Annotated in this window: 12 protein-coding genes and 1 tRNA gene; 1 reads left to right on the top strand and 12 read right to left on the bottom strand. The window is 41.6% G+C overall.

What is annotated here, in order from left to right; all coding sequences use genetic code 11:
• Window positions 1-27 precede the first annotated feature (27 nt).
• The 5 genes from pbpC to WDA22_04625 all read right to left on the bottom strand — a co-directional run bounded on the left by pbpC (window position 28) and on the right by WDA22_04625 (window position 10,123).
• Window positions 28-2,382 (bottom strand): penicillin-binding protein 1C, encoded by a 2,355-nt coding sequence (gene pbpC, locus WDA22_04645; GenBank protein MFA5832750.1) that lies wholly within the window; start codon window positions 2,380-2,382, stop codon window positions 28-30.
• Complete coding sequence (locus WDA22_04640) at window positions 2,379-7,973, bottom strand: Ig-like domain-containing protein (protein ID MFA5832749.1); 5,595 nt, start codon at window positions 7,971-7,973, stop codon at window positions 2,379-2,381. Before WDA22_04640 ends, pbpC begins: the two co-directional genes overlap by 4 nt.
• Before the next feature lie 250 nt (window positions 7,974-8,223).
• Entirely contained in the window at window positions 8,224-9,222 is a 999-nt protein-coding gene (locus WDA22_04635) for a virulence protein RhuM/Fic/DOC family protein (protein ID MFA5832748.1), read from the bottom strand.
• A gap of 231 nt (window positions 9,223-9,453) precedes the next feature.
• Entirely contained in the window at window positions 9,454-9,669 is a 216-nt protein-coding gene (locus WDA22_04630) for a hypothetical protein (GenBank protein ID MFA5832747.1), read from the bottom strand.
• A gap of 371 nt (window positions 9,670-10,040) precedes the next feature.
• Window positions 10,041-10,123, bottom strand: a tRNA-Ser gene (locus WDA22_04625).
• 224 nt (window positions 10,124-10,347) lie between these two features.
• Here WDA22_04625 and WDA22_04620 point away from each other — a divergent pair.
• The gene (locus tag WDA22_04620) at window positions 10,348-11,679 is read left to right on the top strand and encodes a cyclic nucleotide-binding domain-containing protein (protein MFA5832746.1); all 1,332 of its coding nucleotides are present in this window, start codon (window positions 10,348-10,350) and stop codon (window positions 11,677-11,679) included.
• A gap of 24 nt (window positions 11,680-11,703) precedes the next feature.
• On the opposite strand, the gene WDA22_04615 is transcribed toward WDA22_04620, so the two are convergent.
• From WDA22_04615 to paaD, 7 genes are all read right to left on the bottom strand, one after another.
• The gene (locus tag WDA22_04615; protein ID MFA5832745.1) at window positions 11,704-12,480 is read right to left on the bottom strand and encodes an enoyl-CoA hydratase-related protein; all 777 of its coding nucleotides are present in this window, start codon (window positions 12,478-12,480) and stop codon (window positions 11,704-11,706) included.
• Between the two features lie 126 nt (window positions 12,481-12,606).
• The gene (gene paaZ / locus WDA22_04610) at window positions 12,607-14,664 is read right to left on the bottom strand and encodes a phenylacetic acid degradation bifunctional protein PaaZ (GenBank protein MFA5832744.1); all 2,058 of its coding nucleotides are present in this window, start codon (window positions 14,662-14,664) and stop codon (window positions 12,607-12,609) included.
• A gap of 20 nt (window positions 14,665-14,684) precedes the next feature.
• Window positions 14,685-14,834, bottom strand: coding sequence for a hypothetical protein (locus tag WDA22_04605; GenBank protein MFA5832743.1), 150 nt, complete (start codon window positions 14,832-14,834; stop codon window positions 14,685-14,687).
• A 184-nt stretch (window positions 14,835-15,018) separates the two neighbouring features.
• Window positions 15,019-15,225, bottom strand: coding sequence for a hypothetical protein (locus WDA22_04600; GenBank protein MFA5832742.1), 207 nt, complete (start codon window positions 15,223-15,225; stop codon window positions 15,019-15,021).
• A 60-nt stretch (window positions 15,226-15,285) separates the two neighbouring features.
• Window positions 15,286-15,882 (bottom strand): transferase hexapeptide repeat family protein, encoded by a 597-nt coding sequence (locus WDA22_04595; protein ID MFA5832741.1) that lies wholly within the window; start codon window positions 15,880-15,882, stop codon window positions 15,286-15,288.
• A gap of 209 nt (window positions 15,883-16,091) precedes the next feature.
• Window positions 16,092-17,300 (bottom strand): 3-oxoadipyl-CoA thiolase, encoded by a 1,209-nt coding sequence (gene pcaF, locus WDA22_04590; GenBank protein ID MFA5832740.1) that lies wholly within the window; start codon window positions 17,298-17,300, stop codon window positions 16,092-16,094.
• A 48-nt stretch (window positions 17,301-17,348) separates the two neighbouring features.
• The gene (gene paaD / locus WDA22_04585; GenBank protein ID MFA5832739.1) at window positions 17,349-17,846 is read right to left on the bottom strand and encodes a 1,2-phenylacetyl-CoA epoxidase subunit PaaD; all 498 of its coding nucleotides are present in this window, start codon (window positions 17,844-17,846) and stop codon (window positions 17,349-17,351) included.
• Window positions 17,847-17,876 lie beyond the last annotated feature (30 nt).

The following is a 17,876-nucleotide window of genomic DNA, read 5'->3' as shown; positions in this document are numbered from 1 at the left end:
TTACCTAAAGTGTTAACATAACAGAGGTTATTCTACGAAGATTTTTATTGGAGCACTAACCATTCTTTTACCCTTGGTTGTTCCAACCAATTGAAATTTATGCTTCCCCTTGCTTAATTCCCACCAAATTTGATTCTTTTGAAAGGGAAGTTCTTTGTTATCATTAATCTTTAATCGGACATTTAGAATATTCTGAGGGATGACAGCATCCACTTTAATTTTTTGATATTCCTTCCGCAATATCGGGTCTACCTTAAATACATCACCCGTATGGGGAAAAATAATAGAGAACGAGTGATCTCTACCGGACTTTTCTGAGTCATTTGCTTTATACGCATTTAAAGGAGGTTTAGGAATCTGCTCAATGAAACTCCACTCATCATATTCAGGAGGGAAAATTTCGTACACCTTTCCCATCGTTGTTGCATTCATTGCCGTAGTGTAATATCGCTGATGGATTGTACATTTTTTCACCGGCATCGAAGCGGGAAGAAAATATTCAAATCTTCCTTTTTCACAATTCTCCCCCTTCAACATTCCGGATCGCGCACATACTTCAATTGAGTGAACGGTCGTAGGCCGTACAAATTCTTTTCCTGCAGCATCGTACTTTGTCGCCAGCACATTCATAATATCTGTAAATATTTGTCCAGCGCCGCTGACGCCTGAAACTTTCCGCATGGGTGTTGCATCGAAATTTCCAACCCACACTCCAACAGTATATTCAGAAGTAAACCCAAGTGTCCAGTTATCCTTATAATCTTTTGTCGTTCCGGTCTTCACGGCACAAGGAAATGAGAAATTGAAATTTTTGCCGAACGCCGGACGGCGGGCTGAATGATCAGAGAGTATGTCGGATAAAATAAATGAAACATCAGAATCAAATAGTCGATGCTCAAATTGTGATTCCATTACCATAGGGGAAACATCTGCTACTTTTCCATCAATGGTCATAACTGACTGCATCAACTTCATCGGCGATACCATTCCAGCATTTGCTATAGCACGATAGGCATTTGTCAATTCCAACAACGATACTTCTGCGTTACCGAGTGTTAATCCAAACCCATAATGTTTTGGCGATTCAGTAAGAGAAGTCAGTCCTGCGTTTTGCATTCGTTGATACAAAGCATCAACACCAATTGCATGCAACACTCGCACAGCAGGAATATTATAGGAACAAGCAAGCGCTGTCCGAAGCAGAACAGGACCGTGATATTCTCTGTCATAATTTTCCGGAACATAGTCTCCCCCTTCATTCGGGATGGAGGTCGGAATATCAGCAATCATTGAAGCGGCATTAAATCCCGATTCCAAAGCGACACCATAGGTGAATATCTTTACGGATGAGCCGGGCTGACGCAAAGCAAGTGTGCCGTTGATCTTCCCCTGAATTTGATCATTAAAATAATTTGCTGACCCAATGAGTGTTCGTATCTCCCCTGTCCGATTATGGAGAATGACTACAGAAGCATTGGTGACATTTTTATTTTTCAAATGCTCAAGATGCCCTTTAATCATCCATTGAACGTCCGTTTGAATCGCCGCATCGATAGTAGTATGAATTGTTGAAAGGTTCGATTGATGCTTCACATGTGCATACACCATTTCTACGGCATGAGGAGCTTTGAATTTTTTTTCGGGAAGCACAATGGGAATCGGCTGTTGTAATGCACGTTGATACTCTTCTGTGGTAATCTTTTTTTGTTCCGATAATTTTTTCAAAATCAAAGACTGGCGACGAATTGCCTGTGTGTAATGCAGATGTGGATTCAATAATGTCGGTGAATTTGGAAGCGCTGCTAAAAATGCAGATTCGGCGATAGTGAGATCAGAAGCAGGTTTATCAAAATAATATTTGCTGGCAGCTTGGATGCCGAACAATTGATTTCCGTACGGAGCACGATTGAGGTATTGCTCAAGAATTTCCTCTTTCTGCATCATCCTTTCAAGACGCAATGCAAACCATGCCTCTGTTATTTTGTATAATATTGTCCGGGGATAATGATATACATTTCGAATCACCTGTTGAGAAATTGTTGATGCACCATATCGGTCGTGATCGGAAGTGATATTTTCTCCGATAGCCCGAACGATAGCGATTGGATCGATACCAACATGACTGAAAAATCGCCTGTCTTCAATCACAACAGTTGCATTGATCACCGATTGTGATATTTTTTGAAGAGGAATCCATTCACCCCGCCCCTGTTCATCGTTCAGAAACTCCCGCAATAACTGATTGTTTCGGTCGAACACTTTGATCGAATGGATATTCTCTTTCGTCAATCGACTCTGTTCTAAAGGAATAAACAGCGTTCCTATTAATACCAGTATCATCACTAACGATGAGACAATACAATATTTCAAAAATCGTTTCACTGAATGGTCACGACACCGGATGATGTTTGGCCGAATACTTCCGGTTCATACATTTGTTCTATCCGCGTTGCCGGCATTTGGAATGTTCCATATGACGTAACTCGGACAAGATATGTCAGCGTGTGAACACCGGCTGGTAAATAATCTGAGAAGAACATTACGCGATCATCTTTTCGTTCTTTGTGATTAAAATACCAGCTTTGGCGATCGTTTTCGTCGAGATTCCTTCCGGTTGTCTGAAACGACGTGTTAATCACTTCAAATCCTGCCGGAAGCGGATCATCCACAACAACAAACGAACGGTCCTGCTTTGTTGTAAGCACAAGTGTTACGCGCGCAATATTGCCAATACCGATGCGTTGAATGCCACCCTCCCCTTTGACAAGATGTTCAACTGATTTGGAGATACTGAACCCTTCTTCTTTTACCTGACTCATATCTTTTGGGTAATAATACATCCGCATTGTATAATACATTCTTCCCACACCGGTGCGTGTTACATCTAAAGGAGCTGTTTCGATCGGCATCATAGCGATTGGAGTCGAAGCCAAACGTGTCTTTAATGTTCTGCCTTCGAAAGTTTCTTTCAGAATTTGCTTCCCTGCTAAAGAGATCTCCGCAGTGAAATGCGGCTCATCTTTTTCATAGACTGAAAAGTATGTCGTTAAAGCGTCAATCACATATAAATTTTCCTGAGTTGTCCTCCAGATTCCGTTCCGTTTCTGATCCAACAGCCACCGAACAACTTTCGGAATGATCTCATTGGTCGGCTGCGTTTCAACCAATGCCTGCATAATTACTGCAGTAGTTTTTACGTTTGAGTGAAACATCCACCACCAATCATTTCCGTTCCGTTCTTCAAAATGAGCTGTTGTGGGTGAAAGTTTAACGCTGTTCATAAATTCCGATGCAAGTGTGGTGATCATGGAGCTGTTCCCGTGTGATCGTTTTAGCGCTCTCAATAAATATGCTTTTGCAACTAATGGGAGTTTTGCGCGATCGGAATACAAGCGCTCCATATATCCAAAATCCGGTTTGCCATTTAACGCAAGCACGTACAGGATCAGCGATTTCGTCCCCGCGTCGACATCCCAGCTATATCGAACAGGAATTGATCCCGTCAATACTCCCCGAATATAATTCATTCCCTGATCGAACGAACTCTTATCCACACGGTAATTGTTTTGCATTGCCATCGTTAAGCCGAGCATGGCATACGAAGAAAGATATGGATATGGTTCGCTGTCATACGAATTTTTCCAGTATGTGAATCCGCCGTTCGATTGCTGAAACTGCGGTACTTCATCTAACACATCCTGAACAACTCTACGATGGTCTTTTCCTTTTAATATTTCAAGATTGAACGACTTCACCATGTCACTACCGATGATAATCGGCAAGGCGCGGGACATTTTCTGTTCTAAACATCCATAAGGATACTCGAACAAATATTGCACGCTGTTCTGCAATCCGACAAGTTGCGTGGAAGATACCGAAACATCAAAACTGCCGAGTTCTTCAAACACATCCGCGGGTCTGGTGATTTTCTCTTGCACAGAATTCTCAGTTAAGGAACTTGAACTTGCAACAGTTTCCCGAACACGCGGAATTTGAATAGGAATCGTCCACTGCATACCATCATAATCATCATCCGTGTATGCTCTAAAAATGAACTTTGCCGTTCCAATCTTTTCCGCCCGGAGTTTCAACCGGATCTCTTTTGATTCTCCAGGTTTCAATATATACGTCATTGTATCTTTGCTTTCCGAGACAATACCTTCTACAGAAACAATGATTTTTACACTTTTCTCTTTCTCGGAATAGTTCAATGCAACCACACCTCCTTCAAAAACATCGCCGACTCTCGCAAATCGCGGAAATGATGGCTGAAGCAAAAGCGGCTTGCTGACAGTAATGGTATTCTCCCCATAGCCGAATTCCGATTCAAGTGTATGGGCTGCGGCCATCAATTGAAATGCCGTAATGTTGTCCGGCAATTTAAATTTTAACACTGCCTTTCCTTTGGCATCTGTGATAATGCGAGGATTCCAATACGCTGATGGACGGAAATCTTTGCGTATGCCGTCGGCATCAACTTGAGATGCCATTTTTTCCGCTCCACCTCCGCCAATCTCTTCCGCTTTTTCTCCAAAATTCCTTTGTTCGATTAAATGAGCCCGCGATTCTGTCGTAGAAACAGCAAGACCTCGCTGTCGATAAAATTCATCAAACAATTCCGGCAGCCGGTATCCAATTAAATTCAAAACACCAAGATCGGCTACGCTGAGTGTAACTTCCGCCGGAACTGGTTTGCCGTTTGATAATTGTGTCATGATCCGAACTTCTACGGAATCTCCCGGACGATAATCTTTTTTGGATGTTTCAATCTTCACTCCCAATTTTTTTTCCAGAGGTGAAACCGACAATTTTGCATAACCAATCTTAAATGAAGGACGGCCAATATCAGAATCCTTTGTAGCAGCGATACTGTCCACTCGGCCCTGCAACAGAACGACTGAGACATAAACGTTCGGAAGGAAATCATTACGAATGGGAATATCAATCTGCGGAGCACTCCCTTTCACTTTCGTTGTAAAATGTTGAAGCACACCCTCCCGTTCGATGGAAATAAGCGCATCGGCGGATTCATACGGATTCTTAATGATTATGCTTGCAACATCACCCGGTTTATAATTTGTTTTGTCCGTAATAAGTTCTATTCGGTCATCATTCGTCCGTTCCCACGGGACATAACCGGAACCGCTCACATAGAAATAACTATTGGATGAAACGGTATTCCCTCGACTATCCGTACCGGAAAGCTCCGTAAAATAGAATCCTGGATCTTTTGGTACATACCGATGTTCAATTGCCTGCAGAGAACTTATGATATTCCCTGAGTCAACCAAAACATTCTCCACTTTGGAATCCCAATAATATCTTCCACCAACTTCTGCGCGTCGAACAGAGCGCCAAATGCGGTTAAAGATTTTGAATTTCATGGCAATGTTTGGTACGAACTTCCCTTCGGGCGTCACAGCAATTAATTTGAATTTCATAGATGAATCAGATTTGACGAACGAACTCTGTTGCCCAATACCGAGATAAAATTCACCAGGATGGACAACTACGGAAGTTCTGCCTGAAATCACCTGACGGTTGGATGAAGTTGCATCTGCTTCGAGCATCAACATGGAAGTTGTATGAATCTCTCCGACTTTCAAATGAGAACGAATTTGAAGATTCCCAAAATCGTCCAGCGTTGCATCTGCATTTTCCAATTCTCTGTAGTGGGATTGATCGTAGCGCGAGAGCCAATAGAGTGTTGAGAAATAGTACCCGTCAAATCCGGGCGGTTCATACGATCCGCCGTTGATTGTCAGGCGCCATCGGACATCAGCATTTTTCAACGGAGCACCGAAGAGATACTTTGCCGAAATGATTCCGCTGACGGAATCACCAACGATAAAACTTTTTTTATGCAGCATTGTGGTAACATCAAATTCTGCGGGACGAAATGCTTCTACCCGAAAATTTTGATACGCAATATTCATCCAATGACCGATTCCGCTTCTTACCTCCTTCAATTCCAATGTCATGGAATAATATCCCAACGGCGCATTTGCTGAAAGTTCCACAGTAGCATCGGCTGTACTGTATGAAGAAAGCTGCATTGTTTTTGTAAAGATCTCCTCATTGCGGGAATTTCTTACCGTCAGCCGGACACTGTCCCCTTTGATAATTTTCCAGCTCCCCTCTTTTAATGATCGAATCACTCCCTTGACTTCCACTTTTTCGCCTGCTTTATAGAGACCTCTATCCGTAAAAATATTTCCCTGCACACGCTCAAACGCAGGCCGCCATTCATAATTGATGTCGAATGACCAGGGATCGATTCCGCTTCCGTCATGTGAACTGATGTAGGTAAAATCATTCCCTTCTTTTACAAATATCCAAAGCATCGGTTTGCGAACGTCATAATATTCTTCATCATCATAAACGTCGGAAATTCGTTCTGTATAGATTCCTAATTTTCCCCATCCCGGAGCTTTCACCGTACCGTCTTTGGTGGATTTTCCTTTCCAGAGGATTGCATTATCGTCGTTTCGAATCTCAATTTCTGCATTTGCCACCGGACCGGCGTTGTTCAATTTCGTTACCCACACCAGAATATCATCCGGAGAAAATTTTGCCGTTACACCCATATTGCTGACATTCACCAGCGTTTGATAGAAGGAGTTTCGTTCGGAGGAAAATAGCAGCACGGTACCTAATTTTGTTTTCCCCAACACAGTATCCAGACCTGCATAATAATATCCGATGGAATTTCGTTTCGTACTTGGGACGACTGAATTGGTAAAGGTGAATATGCTGTTATTTCTATACGATTCGAATGTGGGAGTAACTTTTCCATTTTGCACGGTGGTCAATTCCCCGTATTCGCGAAATTGTTTTCGCAGACCAATAATATTTTCAGGATCGACTTTTCCCATTTTTACTTCAAATTTGTCGATGTTCACTGTAGTAATAGGAATTCTTCGTTTTGCGTACGCTTCAAGCAAGCCAATACCCGTCGGCATACTATAATAAGGCCAAAATTGATCTGTCGTAAACTCAAACGTAATCGTATCGGTTGTTATTTGACCGAATTGATCTTTAAATCCCGGAAGGATGAAACCCTGATACGTTTTCTCCGGTTCCAGTTCAAGATTCACATACCATTCGTTGCTTGCATAGTTCGAATAATATTCTCTGTCCGCTATACTCACCGCAGGAATAAGGCGAAGATGATCAAGAAGATCCTGCTCGAAGACTGGATTAGAAAAACGCATTCGTAACGGTTGTCCCGGCGTAACAAACTGTCCATTCATAATACCGACAAAGGACAATCGATTTGCGGTTTGGAATTGAAATGAAAATTCATTGGTCATGGAGAGGTTTCCTTCCACTCCCTTTGCTCCCGGTTTTACTCTCACCACGACAGTTGATTGCAGAGGAAACGGCTGTTCTGTTTTAATATGAACCTGATTGGTATCCTTTTTCCCTTTCCACAATGTCAGAAATTTTGGAAATGACGATTTCCCATCCGCTCGCACCTCGACAGAAATAAATTTCGCAATATCGGTCGGAATAATTCGCTGATTAAATTCGATCATAATGGAATGATTGGCTTCCACATATTGTTGATTTGTATACGGCGATGTGGAAATCACTGCCGGAACCGGTGTAACAAATCTCCATTCGAATTGTTCAGATAATTTCTTCCCTGAGACAGATTTTATTCCGGCAGGAATAGTGACAGTATACGCAGTAGAATATTCCAGCCGCTTGCTCGGAATAAATGTTAACGTGGATGTTCCCTGCCATCGAAACACTCCCGATACTTTCGGAGAGACCTCTATGAATCCGCTTGTTTGATTATTCGAAACAGCTTGCAAAGCAATCATCGGTTCGGAGAACGTTACTGCGATTGCTTCCACTTGATCCAACGAATTTACCGTTCCGGTAGGAGAAACCACCATGATCTGAAGAGGCTGTTGCGCAACAATGATTGATGTAAACAAAAGAAGGGAAAGAAATATATTTTTCATACGAACCTTTTTGTGGGTATAAGCGGGATGAGTTTCGATAAAAAAAAAGAGTTTATTTTTTTTGAACTTCACGAATAAGTTATATTGACATAAAAAAAGGTATTGATTACACTAGTCTTTGGGCGGGAACTGCGTAGCGGGTCTCGCTTTTTGTGTTTTAGGGAGCACCACTACCCGTAACTCTCAAATTTTCCTGCGCTATTCTTTCGAAATTTCTGAGATTTAGGAAGATTTGAATGAAGAACCATTATCAGTCTTTAAGCAAATTTGTTATCAAAGCGATCATCTGTTCTTTTTCCTTCGGGTCGCTTTCTGCAATAAGCAGCGCAAGAGCCGTCAATGCGGTATCATTGATTTTTACTGTACGATCTTTCTTAAACAACGCATTGTTCCTTCTTAAGTATTCAAGAAAAAGAAACGCTCCGCTCCGTTTGTTGCCGTCGGAAAACGGATGATCTTTTATTGTGAAATAAAAAATGTGTGCTGCCTTTTCTTCAATACTTGGATATAATTCTTGTCCGCCAAATGTTTGATCTATCGCGCCAAGTATTTGCTCTATTCCGTGGTCGCGTTCTGCTGCAAACAGATCGCTCGCTTCACCTTTGCGAATCAATTCTTTTTTCAGTGCAGCAAGTTTTTCACGGACATCACCCGGTGTAAGAGAAATGGATTGCTGTGACGACGTTCGCTTTTGTAATTTTTTTGAATCGTATGCTTCTAACGTTGTCCACGTGTCGGCGTACTGCTTAATGATTGTCAGCAATCCCTGCGCTTCATCTGAAGAAAGCTTCTTATCGCGGACACTGGTAACTAGCGCGATGGTTTTTTGTAACTCTGCAATGCTTGCAGTCGTTCTGGCAAGTGCTTTTTTGTTAACCGTATATCCTTTTACTAGATGATCCCGCAACACATTCGTTGCCCAGATGCGAAATTGCGTCCCTCGTTTTGATTTGACCCGGTAACCGACAGAAATGACCACATCGAGATTATAATACTGCGTTTTATATGTTTTTCCATCCGCTGCAGTATGTAAGAAATCCTTACATACTGATTTTTTTTGCAGTTCTTTTTCTTTAAAAATATTGCCGATATGTTGTGTAATAGCCACCCGATCTCTGCCAAACAATATTGCCATTTGTGATTGATTCAGCCAAACAGTCTCATTTTCCAAGTGGACATCAATTGCTTCTCGCCCACCTTCGGTTTTGTAAATGATTACTTCGCCTTTATTTTCGGATTTATTTTTCATGTGATAACATTAGTCAACAATATAAATGCACTGTTCCATCTGCAGCAGTATGTCGGAAATCCCGACATACTGATTTTTCATTAAGTTCTTTTTCCCTGAAAACATTGCATCAATAAAGGCAAAGAGGGATGATTCACAATATTCAAAAGAGGACAAAGCAAAGATATATGATAACTCTATTCTTACAATTGAAAAACTCCACTACTTATACCCATACCATAATTCTCTCAATTAAATACTCTTATATTTTGAATTATCTCTCAACATTTCCTTAAACATTTGACTTGCTAAAAATGCGCGAAACTCTGGATTATCAGTATATTCTTTGAATACTTCAAAATTGCTATCAATATGATTTATCATTTTTTCTTTCAGCATATCGGTAAATGTGATCTGAGCATTCTGAATATCCTTTTTTGAGAATGATGCATTGATATTTTCTATCAAACTTTTGTAGATATCCCAAAAGTATGTTGTAGGTAACGGTACGAAGAGAATAGTTGAATTGCTATACCGTACATCAGGTATGCTATGCGATGTAGGCCCCTCGTTGAGTAAACAAACCAACCGTAATGATGCAAGTGGCAGCAAAATTAAAAGGCTTGCGCGAATGTGAGGCAATAAATGAAGAGGCGTTTTTATGGCCGAATAGCGCCATCTATTTTGCGGAGAGAGTAGGATTCTCCCGAAGGGATGCCGTCACGAAATGATCCTTTGGATCGGCAGAACCTACAAATCCTTCAGGACATCCGCCAAAGGCGGATGCAATAGCCGTTCTTATAAAAATATTGTTGTAAAAGATTACGTGCAATACTTTGCGGAGAGCGTAGGATTCGAACCTACAAGCCCGTCAGGGCGCCAGTTTTCAAGACTGGTGCAATAGCCGTTCTGCCAGCTCTCCAAAAAAAAGTGCAATAGTTGAGTCCCATTTTTTATGGGACGAAATCCCGCGTTCTTTGCAGGACCGTTCTGCCAGCTCTCCTCATTTCAGATGTAAATATACGAAAATCAGCTTTCTCAACAAAATGTTTTTTCGCAAAGCGTACAAATTTTCACATCAGAAAAATAAATTACTGATACGTATAGACACTGTTCTCCATAAATTTTTATATTGTCCTTGTCATTATGGACTCATCATCGTTCGACATATCTAGAGTTTTGATCGCAGCCGGTCTTGCGGCAATTTCAATGATATCCATGATCATTGGAACGGCCATCGGTGTCTATACTAAACCGGCACAGCGAACAACGGCAATCATTATGGCCTTCGGAACCGGAGCATTAATCCAAGCGTTAGCCATAGAACTTGCCTTAAAAGGTGCTCATCGATTAACCAATCAAGCAATGTTTAGCGGAGTCGATGCGTGGGCATGGGTTGCTTCAGGTTTTGTTGCCGGCGGATTGATCTATTATCTGGTCAATAAATGGTTGGAAAAAAAAGGTGCCGCCATTCGTCATCCCGCGCTGGCAAAATTCTATTACTTGCAGAGAAAACGAGCGGACTCAAGCATTGTTCTTAATCAACTTTCGAAAGTCGAGCTTGTCCGTTCCCTTCCTCCTGAAGAGATGGAAGGTGTGCTCAGTTGCATTGAACCGGTTACTGTTAAAGCCGGAGAAATAGTGTTTCACCAAGGCGACCCTGGAAATGCGTTATATCTTATTGATAACGGAGAAGTTGATATCACATCCGGTTTGGGAAGTGATCAAAAAATTATTGCAACACTTGGAGTGGGACAATCGTTCGGCGAGATGGCGTTATTGAATAACGATCTCCGGACTGCAACAGCAGTTGCCAAGAGCAATGCTCATCTTTTAAAAATTGGGAAGGAACAATTTGACGCGTTGATGGAAATTTCGCCAGCATTGCGGAAGTCCGTTGAGCAGCTAAACACTAAACGGATACTGATGAATGTGCAGAATCTACGAGACGCGGGCGATTCACAACATTGGAGAAAGGTAGCAGCGGCAAACATCAATCGAATCTCACGAGCCGAAGAACTTACCTACATGAAACAGAGCGTCATCAGCGGAAATCCGTTGGCATTATTTCTCGGAGCGATGATGGATACCATACCGGAATCGATCATTATCGGCGCCGGATTTCTTTCGCTTGATTCGTATACGTTCACATTCATTCTTGCCGTTTTTCTTTCAAATCTACCAGAATCAATGGGAAGTTCCATGAACATGCTTGAGGCAGGCTACAGCAAATCGAAGATTTTCGGATTGTGGTTTGGATTAATTGTTGCTGGTATCATCGCAGCAGCGCTGGGAAATATTTATCTGCTGAATGCCCCTCCCACAATTATTACGGTGGTAGAAGCATTAGCAGGCGGTGGCATTCTTGCAATGGTTGCATCTGTAATGATGCCGGAAGCATATGAAGATGGCGGCGCCGAGGTAGGTCTTGCAACGATTGTCGGTTTCCTGGCAGCGTTCTTTTTTACATTAGTGTAATGTATCAACAAACTGCACTATACATTATTTCCCCTTCCAAACAGGTTTTCTCTTTTCTGCAAACGCTTTCAGTGCTTCGCTTCTGTCTTCTGTAGGAATCAACGGTTCATAATATGTTCGTTCATTTTCAAATCCGTCCATCAACCAATCGCTGTAGGATGATTCAATCGCTTTTTTCGCCTGACGAATTGCAAGGGGTGCATTTGCTGTAACTGTTTGGACTATCTTCTCAAATTCTTTTGCAAAGGTTTCTGCCGGAAAAACAAAATCGACCACACCATCTTCCTTTGCTTCTTTCGCGGAAAAATGTTTTGCCGTCAAAATCCATTTCTTCGCAACTCCCGATGAAGTCCGTTGCGCTAACCGTTGCGTTCCTCCTGCAGCAGGAATAATACCCAAACTCGTCTCCGGTAATCCTAATGTTGCAGTTTCGCTCGCTACGAGAATATCCCCCGACAAGGCAAACTCCAATCCTCCACCTAGAGCGGGACCTTGAATTCCCATAATGACCGGTTGAGCAATATCGCACCATGACGCAGCGACAGATTGGATTCCTTTCACAAAATTGATCACTTGATCTTGCGACACTCCCGCTCGCTCTTTAAGATCGGCACCGGCACAAAATGTTTTTCCCGCCGCTGTTACGGCAACTACCCAAACTTCACCATTCGCTTTAAATGTATTTGCTGCATAGACAAGTTCAGCAACGAGCTCTTTATTTAAAGCGTTCACCGGCGACCGGTTGAGCATTACTCGTGCGATGTGATTCTCAATTGTTACGATAATATGTTGATAGTTCATAATACTGTCTGGAAAGTTGTTCTCTTCACGTGTTAGAATGTTAACTTTTGACTTTTTTATCTTTTAACTTTTTACTTTTATTTTTTAATTTTTATCTTTTAACTTTTATTTTTTAATTTTTATCTTTTAACTTTTATCTTTTTCCTTTTTACTTATGTCTTTTCTTTTTACTACTAACGTCAGTAATGTATACACAGCAACTTGTTCATTCTTTTGGTTCATCACAATCACATCCCATTCTACAACACCTTGATTCTCCCCTTCTTTAGGACGAGTAGATTTTACCGTTAACCGTACCTGAATCGTATCGCCGGGATAGACAGGTTTAATAAATCGCAATCCTTCAAGCCCGTAGTTCGCCATCACCGGAACAAATCCGGGTTCTACAAACAATCCTGCCGCTGCAGAAAGAACAAAATATCCATGCACTACGCGCCGTTCAAAAATTGATTTCCGTGCAAGATCATCATCCATATGCGCATAGAAATGATCGCCGCTCAAATCTGCAAACCGTTCGACTTCATCAATGGTAAATGTTCTTGTTTTGGTTAATAATGAATCACCAATCACCAAATCTTCAAAATATTTTTTGAATGGATGGACTCCATCTGTATGTGTCATTGCTCCAACAGTGTATTCACCATAAATATTTCCCAGAGTTGTCGGCGATCCCTGAAGCGCAGTTCGCTGCATGTAGTGAAGCACGCTTCGAATTCCACCCAATTCCTCTCCACCTCCAGCTCTTCCCGGTCCTCCATGAACCATTTGCGGCATCGGTGAACCGTGACCGGTCGATTCTTTCGCGCTAAAACGATTAACCATCATAATCCGTCCATGATATGGAGCGATTCCCAAAGCAAACTCTTTGCAAAAACGATCATTGTTTGAAAAGAATGAACCGACTAAACTCCCTTTCCCTCGCCGCACAATTTCAATAGCTTCATCCATATTCGAATATCCCATTATCGTGCTGACAGGACCAAATGCTTCTATGCTATGCGGCTCAATAGCGGATAATGGTTTGGCACAATGCATCAATGTAGGGCGAAAGAACGAACCATTTTCAATACTGTGTCCATTCTTTTTGAATTCACCGGAATACTCAAATACTTTTTCACTCGATCGTGATAAGTCTCCAACGCGTGCGGTTACTTCTGTAAACTGATCTTTTCCAACCAATGGACCCATTTTTACATCATCAAGAATTGGATCGCCGATAATGACTCCGGATAATCTTTTTTGCAACGCAGTAATCACATCCTGCACTCGGTCATTCGGAACGATAATTCTCCGAATTGCAGTGCAGCGTTGTCCCGCTTTTGTGGTTAGTTCTCTCGCAACTTCTTTTATATAGAGTGAAAATTCTTCCGAATCCGGCGTTGCATCTTCTCCGAGAACGCAGCAATTCAAAGAATCTGCTTCCATATTGAATCGGATCGAGTGTTCAATGACATTTTTGTGTTGTCGGAGTTTTATCCCGGTGGAATGCGAACCGGTAAACGTCACCACATCCTGCATGGAAAGATGATCGAACAGATTTCCGACACTTCCGCAAATGATCTGCAGTGAACCAATAGGTAGAATGTTCGAAGCAATGATCTCTTCCACTACTTTTTGCGCAACGTAACTGGTGGAGGTTGCCGGTTTGATGATACACGGCATTCCGGCAAGAAAAGAAGGGGCAAATTTTTCTAACATACCCCAGACAGGAAAATTAAATGCGTTGATATGAACAGCAACACCTTCAAGCGGCACGCAAATATGTCGTCCGACAAACGTACCACCTTTTGAGAGTGATTCCGTTCCGCCGTCAATATATACTGTCTGGTTAGGAAGTTCTTTGCGTCCTTTGCTGGCAAACGCAAAGAGTGTTCCGATACCACCGTCGATATCAAACCACGAATCAGTCTTTGTTGCACCGGTAAAGTATGAGAGTTTATAAAATATTTCTTTCCGTTCAGAGAGATACTTCGCCAATTCCTTCAACATTAATGCTCGTTGATGGAATGTATATTTTCGAATATTGACACCGCCAACTGTTCTTCCAAACTCAATCATTTGGTTAAAATCGAGTCCAGTGCTATCTGCATCAAAAATATGTTCGCCGCTAACGGCACTCAGAAGTTGTGTCGCTGTGCCATTCCCTTCAATCCATTGTCCGTATGCGTATGATTTTATTTTCATAAGATTTTTATATTTTCAAGTCACTCACCACTTCTATAACCAACGGCATCGCGGATATCTTTGGAGATGAGTTCTGAGGTTTCCAATTTTGCTTCACCTTCAACAAACATTTGTAAAGATGTTTGGGAGGATAGTATAGCAGAGAGAAAAAACGGAAAAAGTTTGACCATGTGATATGTTTGATGAAAACAAAAACGCCAAGATTTGCTTGGCGTCAGAATTGATAAATGTTCACTCACTTCGTTTCAACGATGTACTTGTGGACGTTTTTTTGTAGTAAAATGTACGATAGCAACTAAAATTGTCCCCACAACAGCTGTGATAACGCCAAATAGAATGATGGTATCCATAGTATTATTCCTCCTCTACATTTGTCCTACTAATAAAGTATAATCCAATTCCAATTGCATATGCTCCCAGAAGATAAGCCACAATTGAATCAACAATAGAGGTATCATGTTGAATCAATCTTCCCACAATTCCAGCTAAAATCAAACCTTGTCCGATATTAAGAAACACCTTACCAAGTTGTTCCGATACTCTCGAGGTCAATTTTATCATATAAATATATTGGTAATGTAATCAACTGGTTGTAAATAAGCAAAATTCTCACACCTGATGTCACTTTTTCCAATTCTCAAATAATTTTTCTTGCTTTGCTCTGTTTTTCGGAACTTTCCTCAACGGCTTCACTGGCTTCATCGCCTTACGAAGATCATTGGGGAGTGTTTGATATAAGGCAGTCCCTTGTGTTTTCCATTCAAGCATCTCATCCGAAACCTGTTTTACGATTTTTCCCGGATTACCGACAACGACAGATCGTGGCGGGATTTGCATTTCCGCCGGGACAAACGTTAAAGCCCCTATGATAGAATTATCACCAACGTCCGCTTTGTCCATCACAACAGCATTCATTCCCACCAACACATTCTCACCAATGTTCGCTCCATGGATAATAGATCCATGTCCGATATGAGCATTTTTCTTCAGTGTGATCGATTTCCCTGGAAAGACATGAACTACGCACGTTTCCTGGATATTACATCCATCTTCGATAACGATACCTCCCCAATCACCGCGAATGACAGCAGACGGACCGACATAGACATCTTTTCCGATAATCACATTGCCGATGATTGTTGCCTGCGGATGGATGAAGGCACTTTTATGAATGACCGGAATAAAACTCTTAAAGGAAAAAATATTTTTTATTTTCATGATTGCAAATTTTCCAAGCTTTAAAAAACCATTCTTCGTGCTACGGGGTTTGAAAGTTTGAAAGTTAGAAAGTTTGAGAGCTTGAGAGTTTGAAAGTTTGAAATCTTGAACCTTAAAACGTTACAACTTTCTAACTTTTGAGCTATCAATAATGATATTTTGTAATTTTGATAATCTTGATAATCTTGATAATCTTGATAATTTTACAATTAAACTCGTTCAATTATAGAAGCCATTCCCTGCCCAACTCCAATACACATGGTACAAAGTGCATATCGTCCGCCATTGGATTGCAATTCGTATGCTGCCGTGGTGATTAGCCGTGCGCCGGACATTCCAAGCGGATGACCGAGAGCAATCGCTCCTCCGTTTGGATTTATGCGGGGATCATTATCAGCAAGACCGAGTCCGCGTAGCGTTGCAAGACATTGTACTGCAAACGCTTCGTTCATTTCTATCACCGACATATCAGAAATATTTAAGCCGACTTTTGCTAGTACTTTTTGTGATGCGGGAAGCGGTCCAATTCCCATGATACGGGGTTCTACTCCCACAACTGCAGAAGCAATGAATTTTGCGATCGGTTTGAGTCCATATTTCTTTACCGCTTTTTCGGATGCTAAAATCAAGGCACAGGCACCATCATTCAGTCCGGAAGAATTTCCAGCTGTCACACTTCCTTTTCCATCTTTACGAAATGCCGGTTTCAGTTTGGAGAGTTTTTCAAGCGTCGTATCCAGTTTTGGAAATTCATCATCTCCGATAATAATTGTTTCCTTTTTTGTCGGAACTTCGATCGTAATGATTTCTTTGAAGAATCGTTCGCTTGTGATTGATCGTTTCGCTTTTTGTTGTGACCATAAAGCAAATGTATCCTGATCTTCACGTGAAATTTTGTATTGCTCGGCAACATTCTCAGCTGTCTCTCCCATGGAATCAATACCATATATCTCCATCATTTTTGGATTAACGAATCTCCATCCCAACGATGAATCCGCAATCTCCGGAGAACGGGAAAATGCTTCTGAAGGTTTTGCCATCACATACGGTGCGCGGGACATGCTTTCCACTCCGCCGGCAATATATATATCTCCATCTCCTACTTTGATCTTATTCGCAGCAATTGCAACAGCACTCATCCCCGAGGCACAAAGTCGATTGACAGTTTCTGCAGGAAGCGTAACGGGTAATCCTGCAAGTAACGATGACATCCGCGCAACATTTCGATTATCTTCTCCCGCTTGATTCGCACAGCCAAGAATCACTTCATCATACACTGAGGGATCTATTTGTTGATTTCGTTCTACAAGTCTTTTGATAACAATAGCAGCCAGATCATCGGGACGAATTGACGATAATGCCCCGCCGTATTTCCCAATGGGTGTTCTGATGGCATCGATTATATATACTGGTTTCATTGTTCTCTCAGTCGTCCGGATGTTTTGGATACTATCCGGTGAATTTCATTAGAATGACTTAAAATATTCAAATGCTTGGTGACAAGAATGACAAAAATAATAGGACTTGCATGCCGTGGAACCGAATTCGCTTTTTATTTGAGTATCCATTGAATTACAATGAGGACATTCCACATGCGGCATTTCAATTTGCAACAGCGGTGATTGATCCGCAACATGCGGAGGGGCAATACCATATTTTCGCAATTTTTCTTTTGTTGAATTGTCGATCCAATCTGTTGTCCATGCAGGAGAAAATACCGTCTTTATGGAAATCGACGAAATACCATTTCCACTCAACACACGATAAATTTCATCTTCGATCATCTTCATGGCGGGACATCCTGAATAGGTCGGCGTAATTGTAATTGACACAGTATTTTCATTCACAATGACATTCCGAACAATTCCCAATTCCAAAATATTTATTGCCGGAACCTCAGGATCATTGATCGACGAAAGAAGGTTTTTTATTGATTCAACTGTAGGGTTGCTGGATATAATCATTATTATTTTAACAGATCGTTTTTAATCTTA

It is taken from the genome of Bacteroidota bacterium (assembly GCA_041658205.1).
Lineage (GTDB): Bacteria > Bacteroidota > Ignavibacteria > UBA10030 > UBA8401 > UBA8401.
The sequence above is the reverse complement of the archived record's forward strand: the minus strand, read 5'-3'. Positions and strand labels throughout refer to the sequence as shown.

Coding starts and splice junctions, on each gene's coding strand:
- paaD (MFA5832739.1), bottom strand. CDS start 17,846: ATGATTATATCCAGCAACCCTACAGTTGAATCAATAAAAAACCTTCTT.
- WDA22_04620 (MFA5832746.1), top strand. CDS start 10,348: ATGGACTCATCATCGTTCGACATATCTAGAGTTTTGATCGCAGCCGGT.
- WDA22_04635 (MFA5832748.1), bottom strand. CDS start 9,222: ATGAAAAATAAATCCGAAAATAAAGGCGAAGTAATCATTTACAAAACC.
- WDA22_04615 (MFA5832745.1), bottom strand. CDS start 12,480: ATGAACTATCAACATATTATCGTAACAATTGAGAATCACATCGCACGA.
- WDA22_04595 (MFA5832741.1), bottom strand. CDS start 15,882: ATGAAAATAAAAAATATTTTTTCCTTTAAGAGTTTTATTCCGGTCATT.
- WDA22_04640 (MFA5832749.1), bottom strand. CDS start 7,973: ATGAAAAATATATTTCTTTCCCTTCTTTTGTTTACATCAATCATTGTT.
- pcaF (MFA5832740.1), bottom strand. CDS start 17,300: ATGAAACCAGTATATATAATCGATGCCATCAGAACACCCATTGGGAAA.
- paaZ (MFA5832744.1), bottom strand. CDS start 14,664: ATGAAAATAAAATCATACGCATACGGACAATGGATTGAAGGGAATGGC.
- WDA22_04600 (MFA5832742.1), bottom strand. CDS start 15,225: ATGATAAAATTGACCTCGAGAGTATCGGAACAACTTGGTAAGGTGTTT.
- WDA22_04605 (MFA5832743.1), bottom strand. CDS start 14,834: ATGGTCAAACTTTTTCCGTTTTTTCTCTCTGCTATACTATCCTCCCAA.